The organism is Tissierella simiarum, assembly GCF_018917865.1.
In the GTDB taxonomy this organism is placed as follows: Bacteria; Bacillota; Clostridia; order Tissierellales; family Tissierellaceae; genus Tissierella_C; species Tissierella_C simiarum.
This window is the reverse complement of the sequence record NZ_JAHLPM010000002.1, coordinates 1-12,604: the sequence shown is the minus strand read 5'-3', so window position 1 is coordinate 12,604 and position 12,604 is coordinate 1. Positions and strand designations below refer to the sequence as shown.

General features: G+C 31.6%; 10 protein-coding genes. 9 read left to right on the top strand and 1 reads right to left on the bottom strand.

Features of this window, described 5'->3' with window-relative positions:
- Positions 1 to 60 precede the first annotated feature (60 nt).
- Together KQI42_RS02515 and KQI42_RS02510 are read left to right on the top strand one after the other, a co-directional pair.
- On the top strand, positions 61 to 1,632 hold the full coding sequence (locus KQI42_RS02515) for a hypothetical protein (protein WP_216516421.1): 1,572 nt from the start codon (positions 61 to 63) through the stop codon (positions 1,630 to 1,632).
- A 2-nt stretch (positions 1,633 to 1,634) separates the two neighbouring features.
- On the top strand, positions 1,635 to 2,471 hold the full coding sequence (locus KQI42_RS02510) for a beta/alpha barrel domain-containing protein (RefSeq protein WP_216516418.1): 837 nt from the start codon (positions 1,635 to 1,637) through the stop codon (positions 2,469 to 2,471).
- 161 nt (positions 2,472 to 2,632) lie between these two features.
- Here the strand turns inward: KQI42_RS02510 and KQI42_RS02505 are convergent, their stop codons facing one another.
- Complete coding sequence (locus tag KQI42_RS02505; protein ID WP_216516416.1) at positions 2,633 to 3,355, bottom strand: GntR family transcriptional regulator; 723 nt, start codon at positions 3,353 to 3,355, stop codon at positions 2,633 to 2,635.
- Positions 3,356 to 3,486: 131 nt separating this feature from the next.
- Between KQI42_RS02505 and murJ the strand changes: the two genes are divergently transcribed.
- The 7 genes from murJ to KQI42_RS02470 all read left to right on the top strand — a co-directional run.
- The gene (gene murJ / locus KQI42_RS02500; RefSeq protein ID WP_216516415.1) at positions 3,487 to 5,031 is read left to right on the top strand and encodes a murein biosynthesis integral membrane protein MurJ; all 1,545 of its coding nucleotides are present in this window, start codon (positions 3,487 to 3,489) and stop codon (positions 5,029 to 5,031) included.
- 32 nt (positions 5,032 to 5,063) lie between these two features.
- A complete protein-coding gene (locus KQI42_RS02495; protein WP_216516414.1) occupies positions 5,064 to 7,247 on the top strand; it encodes a PAS domain-containing sensor histidine kinase in 2,184 nt (727 codons plus the stop codon).
- A 44-nt stretch (positions 7,248 to 7,291) separates the two neighbouring features.
- A complete protein-coding gene (locus tag KQI42_RS02490; protein ID WP_216516413.1) occupies positions 7,292 to 8,611 on the top strand; it encodes a sigma-54-dependent transcriptional regulator in 1,320 nt (439 codons plus the stop codon).
- A gap of 184 nt (positions 8,612 to 8,795) precedes the next feature.
- Positions 8,796 to 9,983 carry a CaiB/BaiF CoA transferase family protein gene (locus KQI42_RS02485; protein ID WP_216516412.1) on the top strand — a complete coding sequence of 396 codons (1,188 nt, stop codon included), beginning with the start codon at positions 8,796 to 8,798 and terminating at the stop codon, positions 9,981 to 9,983.
- A gap of 56 nt (positions 9,984 to 10,039) precedes the next feature.
- Positions 10,040 to 10,408 (top strand): malonate transporter subunit MadL, encoded by a 369-nt coding sequence (gene madL, locus KQI42_RS02480; protein WP_216516411.1) that lies wholly within the window; start codon positions 10,040 to 10,042, stop codon positions 10,406 to 10,408.
- Positions 10,409 to 10,426: 18 nt separating this feature from the next.
- Entirely contained in the window at positions 10,427 to 11,191 is a 765-nt protein-coding gene (gene madM / locus KQI42_RS02475; RefSeq protein WP_216516410.1) for a malonate transporter subunit MadM, read from the top strand.
- A 43-nt stretch (positions 11,192 to 11,234) separates the two neighbouring features.
- On the top strand, positions 11,235 to 12,604 hold a 1,370-nt coding region (locus KQI42_RS02470; RefSeq protein ID WP_216516408.1), incomplete at its 3' end, for an acyl-CoA carboxylase subunit beta.

Here is a 12,604-nt window from a genome sequence, read left to right as displayed (position 1 = left end):
ATTGTACGTACATTTGATGTAAAATAAATGTACGTACAATATAAAAGGAGGGGGAAATAAATGAAGAAGATTGCTATTTTAGGCAGTAGCGGTGGAAATCTTTATAACTTAGGTGGAAAAGAGCCGCTAAAGCTTTTAGGTGAAATTGAAGTTCAAGGCAAATCAGCAGATATTGAAATAGCTGAGATTCAGTTTATAGGAGCCAAAGCTTCTATGGATAATGCCAATGAAAAAACTCCTAGCAGACTTTACACTTGGAACCTTTCAGAGAAAAAAATAATTTTTTCTGAAGAAAAGACTTTAAAAGAAATAAATGAAATGGCAATAAGTAAAGATTTAGCCATAGCAGAAAAAATTCATAATGGAGAAATAGAAGGGCTAGTACTAATGAGCTCTGACCCTAAAAATGCAAATAAGCATTCAATAAAAGCAGCTATAGAAAAGAAAATTCCTATTGTCGGAACTGGTGGAACTTCCATGGCTACTATTCAGTCTTTAGGAGGCAATGTTATAGCTACATCAGGAACTACAGGAACTACTAATAGAACAAGAGCTGTAGCTTCTATCCAAGCTTTAAGCAAATATTGGGGAATTAAATACAAGCCCACTATAGGATCATCTAAAGAAAATAATAGTAATGTAGATGAAAACATTTTCCAAAGAATTAGCTTTAGAGGAATTATGATGGCTGCTCTTCCTGGGTTTATAGCAATGGCAATAGTTTTAGCTTTAAGTAAGGTTCCAGCATTGAGTAGCTTAGGAGAAGCATTTGATATATTGATCCAAGGATTACCCGTAGTTGTAGCAGCTATTGCTGCAAAGCAGGTTTCTGGATTAGATGAAGTAGGAATTGTTGCAGGGGTAGTTGCAGGAATGTTGTCATCAAAAGGAGGACTAATTGGAGGATTAATCGGTGGTGTTTTAGCCGGTATTTTTGCAGTATATTTAATTAGACTTACATTAAGCTTGAATTTTCCAGGGACAACCTCAAATATAGTTTCTGGTGGATTATCAGGTTTAGTGGCTGGACTAGTAGTATTTTATTTAATATCTCCAATAACCTTGAAGCTTGGTAATGGAATAAGATTTTTAATTGAGGCTGCTATTGGTTTTAATCCAATATTGGCTGGTGGAATAGCTGGACTTTTAATTTGGCCTGCTATAATTGGAGGGGTATACCATGCAGCTATACTACCTATAGTTTTACTTGAAATGGAAACAACAGGAGCAAGCTTCTTAGGGGCTATAGATATGACTGCACTTGTAATGGTTTCAGCTGGAATAACTTTAGCTAATATATTATTTCCAAAACAAAAAAGTGAATCTGCCATTGCGGCACCAGGATTCTTTATAAATATAGCTTTTGGTACTTTTGTTGAAGCTGCCTATCCATTTATGTTCTCAGATAAAATAGTGTTTATTGGTGCAATGATATCAGCAGCTTTATCAGGTATATCTGTAGGATTATTTGATTTAAAAGGAACAGCTTATGTTCCATCAATTACAGCACCAGCTCTATCCAATAATCCATCAGGATTTTTAATTAGTATGTTAGTAGGATTAGTTTCATCTTTCTTAATAACAGTCTTTGCAAATAAAATTGGTAAAAACAAAGGAATAAAGGAGGCATAAAAATGTTTGTTGCAGACATGGAGAAAAAAAGAAAAATAGCATATAAGAAAGTTATTGATGCCATTAATTTACATGGTGGTACAACTATATTAAGTACAGGTATTACAGGAGATGATGCTAGGTTAGCAAAAGCAGTAGTAGATGCAGGTATAAAACTTATAGAACCAAACCATCCAGCAGTAGCTTTAGCTAGAGGATTTAAAGGTGTTACCAATATGCATGCAGCAGAAGAAATACGCCATGAAATTCCAATGGAAGAAATGATTAAAGTTACTAAAGGAATAAGAAGTGTAGTAGGCAAGGATATATTCATTACTGTTGGAGTTCCGGGAGGATTCTGTGAAATAGTTCCAACAGAATTACCAGATGAAGTTTTCTTACAGCTATCAAGAGAAGGTGCTGATGGACTTCATATTCATAAGGCTAGTTTAAAGGATCTAGAGGAAGTAGTAAATAAAGCTCATAAATATGGATTATTAGTTGATGCATATATAGGACATCCAGATGATCTTCATACTTTTGGTCTACCAGCAGGAACTCCAGAAGAAGTAAGTAAAGTTGCAAAAGATATGGAAAATATAGGAGTAGATTTTATCGGTCTTATGACTGGTATGAGCTATGAAGGAGCAGAAGCAGGGGAGATACATCCTATAGTAAAGGAAAGACTTCAAGCCTTAGTAGAATCAGTTAAGGTTCCAACTTTAGCCGAAGGTGGAATTAATTTAAGCAACTATAAAGCTTTTGCTAATACAGGAGTAAATATAGTAGTAGTAGGTACTGCTATAGATGATGCTGTTAGAAAGGCAGCACAAGATGTGGTAAAACAATTTATTATATAAAGGAATAAAGAAAATAGCAGCTTAAATGGCTGCTATTTTCTTTATTAAAGTTTTATAACGAATAGGAAAGTTCTACTTTTACTTTTTTAATGAAGGAACTCGTTCTGACCTCAATGAGTTTTAAGAAAAGCTACCTTAATAATATATTATAGATGCTTTTCTTATATTCTTGGCATACTAGCAAAAAAAACATATTTTTCTCCTATATAAAAGCTTTCAACAAAATATAAAGGAGTTTTATTTTCTAAGTAAACTACACATTTCATTTTTAAGATAGGAGAGTCTTTTGGTATATTTAAATATTTACATAAGTTTTCAGTACAGTTCTCTGCCTCTAAGAAAATATCTCCATAATCCAATTTTAACTTATAGAACTCTTCGTACAATCGATATAAAGATGTTTCTTTATCAATAAATTTATCAATATCTGGACATAGTTTTTCTGTTATATAAGTTATTTCATAGCACATAGGCTCATTATCAGCTTTTCTAATTCTTTCAACTTTATATATCTTTTCTTCATCTTTTAATTCTAAATATTTTTTAATTCTTTTGCTAGGGGTTTCTACAGTAACGCTTAATAACTCACTAGATGGAACAAGACCTCTATTTTTCATTTGTTCAGTAAAGCTTTCTAGAGAGGTAAGTTTATATCTAGATTTTATATTTCTAACAAAAGTGCCTTTACCTGCCTGCCTATAAACATAGCCTTCTTGAGATAATTTATGCAGAGATTTTCTGATAGTATCCCTGCTAACATTATAAGTTTTCATAAGTTCATATTCAGTTGGAAGTTGACTTCCTTCTTCCCATATCCCATTTTCTATATTTTCTTTAAATTGGTTAAAAATTTGAATATATAAGAAATTACCCTTTTTCTCCAAAACAAACACCTACTTTCGATACACTAGAAAACTACCTATTATATTATACAGTATTTATGATTTTTCTTCCATCTATCATTAATATAGTGTGATATAATATAAAAATAAAGATGTGTTAAAGGAGAATGGAAATGACAAAACAACAGAAGATAGCTAAATCTGCTGCTATGATAGCCATATTTACACTTATAAGTAAAGCATTAGGATTTATAAGAGAAGTAATGATAGCATCGAAATTTGGTTCGGGAATGGAAACAGACACTTATTTTGTTGCTATGACTGCAACAGTATTGATAATGGGAACATTAGGTGCTGCTTTAAATACTACTTTAATTCCTATATTTTCTGAAATAGGGGAAAGACATGGTAGAAAGGGAAAATTAAAATATTTGAACAATATATTGAATGTAGTATTCCTTATAACTATAATTTTAGCTTTGTTAGGTTTTTTCCTATCTCCAGTTATTATTAAGATTTTAGCTAAGGGATTTCAGGGAGAACAATATGATTTAGCAGTGAAATTAAACAGAATTGGACTTCCTATAGTAATTTTCCTTGGTTTCACATATGTATTTTCGGGATTCCTTCATAGTAGTGAAAAATTTGGACCGCCAGCTATAATGGGATTACCTTATAATTTTGTATTTTTAATTTATTTATATTTTCTAGCAGATAATGCGGATATAAGTGGATTAATGATAGTTAGTGTAATAGCAGCCTCAACCCAGTTTTTAATTCAAGTGCCAGCAATAAAAAGTATGGGTTATAAATATAGTTTAGATGTAAATTTAGGTGATCTCTATTTAAAGAAGGCTCTAGTGCTAGTATTACCAGTACTATTAGGTTCTGCGGTTCAGCAAATAAATGTTATTATAGATAAAACTTTAGCCTCTGACTTAATAGAGGGGAGTATATCAGCCCTTACATATGCTTCTAGAATCAACGATTTAATAATAAGCGTTTTTGTAATGGCTATAACAACCGTAATTTTTCCTATGTTATCTAAAGCTTTTTCTCAAGAAGATAATAGAAAGGTAAAGGAAATATTGGGACAAGGCATAAATATTATTTTAATAATAACAGTACCTGCTACCATTGGAATACTAATGTTAGCAGAGCCAATGGTTCATTTGTTTTTTGAAAGAGGAGCTTTTGATGAAATGGCAACATATATGACTTCTCAAGCTTTAATCTTTTATTCGATAGGATTAATAGGATCATCTTTAAGAATGATGTTAAATAAAGTGTATTATTCTTTTCAAGATACAACAACACCTATGATAAATGGAGTAATAGCTGTAGTTATAAATGTTATATTAAATTTAGTTTTAATAAAACCAATGGGGCATACAGGCTTAGCTTTGGCTACTAGTATATCTGCTACTGTAACTACTTTAATTCTTTTTTTAGATTTAAGACAAAAGTTAGGACCAATAGGGCTTATTAAATATTTAGTTTGTTTTGTAAAAACTTTAGCGGCTTCAGGGATTATGGCAATAATAGTCTATTTATTGTTTTATAAATTAGGAGGATTATTACCTTCTATAAAGATAGTGCAAATGGCTATTCTCTTTATATCAGTAGCATTAGGAGCTGCATTATACTTTATATTATGTTGTGTATTTAGGATAAAGGAAATGAAGGTTCTAATAAAAGGGATTTTGAGAAGAAGATAAGACTTAAGTAATTAGGACAGTAGGGGGATTTAATGAATAAACATAGCTTAGAATTTAAAATACCATTTTTTATAATGATCTTTGCTTTAAGCTGTGTCCTAATAACAGGAGCTTTGCTTCAATTTATTATAGTTGAAAATGTTGAAGCCAACATTTTAAGTAAAAACTTAATAATTTCAAGGATGATAAGTGAGCAAATTGATATATATATTAATAATGCTAAAGATACAGTTGTTACTGCTGCTAATTTTTCTTCTCAAAGTCATGGAGATATGTCTCAAATAGAGAGAGAAATATTTAGAATATATGATAACTTTGATTATTTTGATTTAATATTTTATATGAACGATGAAGCTCAAATGAAATTTGCTAAGCCCTCTAATAGTCATGTAAGAGATAGAATATATACTGATAGAGACTATTATTGGGAAAGTATACATAATAATAGAGTTCATATTAGTCCCCTTTTAATAAGTAGTGTATTGGGAAAGCCTCATTTTATAATTTCAGCACCAGTATATGACATTAATAAACAAAATACGGGATTAATAGGGGCAGGATTGCCCCTTGATAATATAAAGAAAGTTGTAGAGAAAACACAAAAACATTTCAGTGGAAATATATGGGTTACTGATGATCAAGGAGTTATCGGAGTCCACCCAGAAATAGATAGCGATAGTGAATTAATAAAAATAGATAGTTTAGGAATCCAACTACTTAATGTGAATCATGATGTATCCCGTATATTAGAAGAAAAAGAAGAAGCTATAATTCGTTATACTAGAGAAGATCAAACATATTATGGAGCAATAACCTTTGTACCCATAGTAAACTGGATGATAGTAGTAGAACAAGATGAAAGATCTATATTTTATGAGCTTGTTCAACTTAAGAAAAGACTAAAAATTGTGATTCTAGCAGTTCTTTCTATAGCCTTATTTTTAGGTCTTATATTGGCTAAAAAAATTACAAATCCTATTAAAAAATTAGTACAGCAGGTTAGGGGATGGGGAAGAAATATAAAGGCTCCAAAGATAGAAACAGAAGAGATGACAGATTGCGATGAAATAAGTGAATTAAGAGATGCTTTTGAAGATATGACTGTAAGATTAGATAAAAATTTACATGAGTTAGAAGAATCTTATTTAAGAGAATATGAGTTAAAACAGTATCTTAACAATATACTGAAAAGTGTAGCTAATGGGATATTGGTTATTGACAAGAAAGGCAAAATTACTGTGTTTAATAAACAAGCAGAAGCTATATCTCAGTATAAAGCGGTAGATTTTATAAACAAGAATATAAATGAGTTTTTAAGTATAATAAATTTGGATCTTGGGGATATAATCGTAAATACTATGGAAAACAATATGGTAATTACAGATATGGAAGAAGTTTTAATAAACCAATTAGGAGAAGAGGTTTCCATTAGTATTTCTTCTTCACCAGTATTGGATAATAATAAAAATATAATAGGAATGGTTTTTCTTTTTAGGGATTTATCGAGAATTAAAGAAATAGAAAAAGAACTGAAGAGAGAAGATAGAATAAGAACTCTTGGAGAATTATCAGCTTCCATTATACATGATATAGGCAATCCTCTAGCAGGAATGGGGAACTTAATAGAAATATTAAAGGATAAATCCTATGATATGGATGTGAAAGCTGAAGTATTAGATGTGCTCCATAAAGAGATAGACGATTTAAATAATTTAGTTATCAACTTTTTAGATTTTAGTCGTGATGCTAAATTCAAAAAAGAGCAATCGAATATATTAGATATATTAAATAATGCAATAAAACTGTTAAAGTATGAGATGATAAATAAAAAAATTAAATTGAAGATAAAGAAATTAAAGCCTGATGATTCTTTAGTTACATACATAGATAGAAGGGCTATTAAACAAATCCTAATTAATATAATTAAGAATTCAATACAAGCTGTAGATGTAGGAGGAACCATAGATATAACTATAGATAAAGACTCTGATTATATATGGATATTAGTTGAAGACAATGGAGCAGGTATTAGTAAAAGTCAGTTAGAAAATATTTTTTATCCTTTTTATACAACTAAAGAAGATGGTACTGGCTTAGGACTTTCTACAGCATATAAGTTAATAAAAGAACATAAAGGTCAGATTGATGTAAAGAGTAATCTAGGGGAAGGAACAGAGTTTAAAATAATATTACCTTTAAATGATGCAAATAATTGAATCATTTCATGGAAGTCTATAACTTATAGAAGAGGTGATAAATATTGAAGATTCTCGTTATTGATGATGAAAGAAGTATTAGATTATCCTTAGAAATTGGTCTTAAAAAGTTGGGATTAGAAGTGTGTTCTGCTGAATCAGGAGAAGAAGGTCTTGAGTTATTAGAAAAGGAGAATCCAGATTTAGCAATAGTAGATATTAAGTTACCAGGAATAGATGGAATCGAAGTACTAAAGATAATTAAAAAGCTGAGACCTTCATGTATAGTTATTATGATTACATATATGATAGATGTAAAGTTAGCTGTAGAGGCCATGAAGATTGGAGCATATGATTACTTTACTAAACCTTTTTCTTTGACAGATATCAATGATTCCATACAAAAAACTTTAGAGTATATTGAGGTGAAAAGGAAATTAGATAGCTTTAATAAAAATCATGAAGCTGCACTAATTGGAAATTCTCATAGCATACAAAAAATTAGAGAAACAATAGTTGAAATAGGTAATTTAAAATATGATACATCTATATTAATACAAGCTGAAAGTGGTACGGGGAAAGAAGTAGTTGCTAGATTGATACATAAGGTAAAAAATAATTCTAAAGATTCTTTTATGGCAATTAATTGTGCAGCAATACCGAAAAATCTACAAGAAAGTGAACTATTTGGATATGAGAAAGGAGCTTTCTCTGATGCAAAGACTGATAAAGTTGGATTAATTGAAAAGGCTAATGGAGGAATCCTTTTCTTAGATGAAATAGGAGATATGGATATAGGACTTCAAGCTAAAATGCTAAGAGTGTTGCAGGAGAAGAAATTTAGAAGGATTGGTGGAATAGATGAAATAAGTTTCAAAGCTACTATAATTGCTGCCACTAACAAAAACTTATTAGAAGAAATTAAGTTAGGAAATTTTAGGCAGGATTTATATTATAGATTAAATATAATACCTATTCATATCCCGCCTTTGAGGGAGCGAAAAGAAGATATTTTATTATTAGCCAATTCTTTTGTTAATGAATATAATGAAAAATTAAATAAAAATGTAGTTTCCATAAACAGCAGTGCCATGAATATTTTAAAGGAGTATTCATGGCCTGGAAATGTTAGAGAGCTAAAAAACCTATTTGAAAGATTGATGATATTTAAAAAAGGAGATCAAATAACAGAAGAAGATTTACCGGATGAAATAAGGATGGAAGATTCTTATGAGGAAAAAAATTATACTCTAGAAAATATAGAAGAAGCTGCTATAAAAAAATCATTAGAAAAAAACAACTGGAATATAACTAAGACTGCTAATGAATTAGAGATATCAAGACAGACTTTAAGAAAGAAAATTGAAAAATATGAAATTAAATAAATATTAGGTGGTAAGAACCTTACCGTAGGTGGTAAGATTCTTACCACTTTTTTATTACTCCAATTATAAAAACCTGTAGTTTAAGCTAAACGGTCCATCCTAAATTATGGCATGATAGTTGCTAATCAATATAGTAAGCAGAATCTTTAGTAAACTAAAACTATTCTTTAAAGGAGGAATTTCAATGAATCAAGCATTAGAAGGAGTTAGGATTCTAGATTTAACTAGAGTATTGGCTGGGCCTTTTGCAACTATGATTTTAGCGGATATGGGGGCTGAAGTTATAAAAATAGAAATGCCTAAAACAGGTGACGATTCTAGACAATTTGGACCTTATTTAAATGAAGAAAGTGCTTATTTCATGAGTATTAACAGAAATAAAAAGAGTATTACCATGAACCTAAAAGTAAAAGAATCGAAAGATTTATTTTTAGAAATGGTAAAGGAAGCAGATATAGTTATAGAAAACTATCGACCAGGAACTATGGAAAAATTAGGCCTAGGATATGAGGAAATTAAGAAGGTTAATCCTAAAATAATCTATGCTGCTGCATCTGGATTTGGACATACAGGACCTTACAGTAAGAGAGCTGCTTATGACGCAGTAGTACAGGCAATGGGTGGAATAATGAGTATAACAGGAGAATTAGGAGGTAGACCCACAAGAGTTGGTCCTTCTATAGGAGATATTACTGCAGGACTCTATACAGCAATAGGAATATTAGCAGCATTAAATTATAGAAACAAAACTGGTATCGGGCAAAAAGTGGATGTAGCAATGTTGGATTGCCAAGTATCAATATTGGAAAATGCAATTGCCAGGTATTTAGTAACTGGAGTTTCCCCTAAACCTATTGGAAATAGACATTCATCTATAATTCCTTTTGAATCCTTTGAAACAGCAGATGGCGAAGTTATGATTGCGGCTGGAAATGACGCTTTATGGAAGAAACTTTGTGAAGCAATAGAAAGAACAGAATTAGCGGAAGATGAAAGATTTATTACCAATCCATTAAGAGCGGAAAATTATAATGAATTAAGACCTTTGATAGCTGAACCTCTTAAAGAAAAAACCACTAAAGAATGGCTGTCTATACTGGATAAGTTTGGCGTACCAAATGGACCAATCAATAATATGGAAGATGTAATAAATGACCCCCAAGTACTGGCTAGGGAAATGATAGTGGAAGTTGATCATCCAAAAGCTGGAAAGATGAAAATGTTAGGAGTTCCTATTAAGATGAGTGAGACACAAGGAAGTATTAAATCTCCAGCCCCATTGCTTGGACAACATACTACAGAAGTATTAAAGAATATAGCTGGATTAACAGATGAGGAAATAGAAACTTTAAGAGAAAAAGGTGGTATTTAATCTAAGTTATTTTTTATGAAGATTGAATCATTTAAAATCTTAGAGGAGGTATGTTTATGGAGATTTATGGATTAGGATTAGTAGCTATGTGTATGTTTATAGGATCTTTTATTGGAAGAATAATAGGAGTATTGGTAGGTGTTAGTGGTGATGTAGGTGGAGTAGGATTTGCAATGTTACTATTAATACTTATAACTAACTATTTAGATAAAAAAGGAAAACCTCTTTCACAAGGTACGGGTAGGGGAATACTTTTGTTGAGTTCTTTATATATTCCAATTGTTGTAGCAATGTCTGCTAACCAAGATGTAGTATCAGCCTTTCAAGGTGGAATAGTTGCATTTATAGCGGGAGGCGTTGCTACAGTTGGTGGAATTATGTTAGTTCCTGTAATATCAAAAATAGGATCAAATAAAAACGAATAATTGAAAAGGAGGGTTACAGTGATAAGAGATATAATTATAAAATTATTTACTTCCTATGATTTAGTAGCAGCATTTGGAATAGTAGCATTGATAATGCTTATATCCTACGGTTTTGCATCAGCAATTGGACAAAAAAGAATGGGGTCGGCTATATCCATAGTAGTAGGCCTTATATTGGCTTATATAGGCGGGAAATATACGGGCGGAAAAAATGGATTAGCTGATATAGAAATATTTGCTGGAATAGGATTATTGGGTGGAGGTATGTTTAGAGATTTTGCCATAATATCTACGGCTTATGGTGCCAAGATAGAAAACCTTAAAAAAGCAGGATTACCAGGTGTAATATCTTTATTGGTAGGAGTATTTTTTTCTTTATTTGCAGGGGCTATAATTGCATTTTTATTAGGTTATAAAGACCCTGTTGATATAGCTACTATAGGAGGGGGAGCTGTAACCTTCATAGTGGGTCCAGTAACTGGAACTGCATTAGGAGCTAGTTCTGATGTAATAGCTTTATCTATAGCTACAGGAGTTGTAAAATCAGTTCTGACAATGATTATTACTCCTTTTATTGCTAATAGAATTAAGTTAAATAATCCTACATCTGCCATGGTATATGGAGGACTTATAGGAACTACTAGCGGCGTTGCAGGAGGATTAGCTGCCACCAACCCTGAATTAGTACCTTATGGAGCAATGACAGCTACTTTTTATACTGGTCTAGGAAGTTTGTTAGTTCCTTCTATAGGATTTTTAATTATAAGATTAATATTTGGATAGATTAAAAGTTTAGTATAGGTGATTAAATAGAGGAGGTAAGAAAATGGCAATAGATAAAATCCAAGAGCTCCGTGACCTTAGAAAGAAGCTAGAACTTGGTGGTGGAGAAAAAAGGATTGAAAAACAGCATAAATCTGGTAAGTTAACGGCGAGAGAAAGAATTAATCTATTACTAGATGAAGGAAGTTTTATAGAAATAGATGCCTTTGTATCTCATAGGTCAACTAATTTTGATATGGGACAAGTAGAAGCACCTACTGATGGTGTAGTAACTGGATATGGTACAGTAAATGGCAGATTAGTTTTTGTTTATGCTCAGGATTTTACTATACTAGGCGGTTCTTTAGGTGAAATGCATGCAGCGAAAATATGTAAAGTGCAAGAGATGGCTATTAAAATGGGAGCACCTATTGTAGGATTTAATGACTCTGGTGGTGCAAGAATTCAAGAAGGTGTAGATGCTCTATCAGGTTATGGAGATATATTTTATAACAACACTATAGCTTCAGGAGTTATTCCTCAAATATCAGTAATAATGGGACCTTGTGCAGGAGGAGCAGTTTATTCTCCAGCTTTAACCGACTTTATTTTCATGGTAGATAAAACTAGTATGATGTTTATAACAGGTCCTCAAGTAATTAAATCTGTAACAGGAGAAGAAGTATCATCGGAGGAATTAGGAGGAGCGGGTACTCATAACAAGGTAAGTGGGGTAGCTCACTTTATGGATAATACGGAAGAAGAGTGTATAGTGAAAATAAAAGAATTATTAAGTTATTTGCCTTCTAATAATTTAGAGGACCCTATTACCTTCCAATCAGAAGATAATGTAAATAGAATTGAAGAAAAATTGAATAAAATAATACCAGATAATCCGAATAAAGCCTATGACATGAAAGAGGTAATCAAGCTATTGGCTGATGAAGGAGAATTCTTTGAAGTTCAACCTTATTTTGCACAAAATATAATTATTGGCTTTATTAGACTTAATGGGAAATCTATAGGGGTAGTAGCCAGTCAACCTAAGATATTAGCTGGATGTTTAGATATAAATGCTTCTGACAAAGCAGCAAGATTTATAAGAACTTGTGATGCCTTTAATATTCCATTACTAACTTTAGTAGATGTTCCAGGGTTTTTACCAGGAACAGATCAAGAATATGATGGAATTATTAGACATGGAGCTAAAATGCTTTATTCTTACAGTGAAGCTACTGTTCCTAAAGTTACAGTTATCCTAAGAAAAGCTTATGGAGGTGCCTATATTGCCATGTGCAGCAAGCATTTAAAGGCCGACCAAGTATTTGCATGGCCAAATGCAGAAATTGCAGTAATGGGTCCAGATGGAGCAGCTAATATAATATTTAAAAAGGATATTGAAAACTCTAATGATCCTATAAATACAAGACAAGA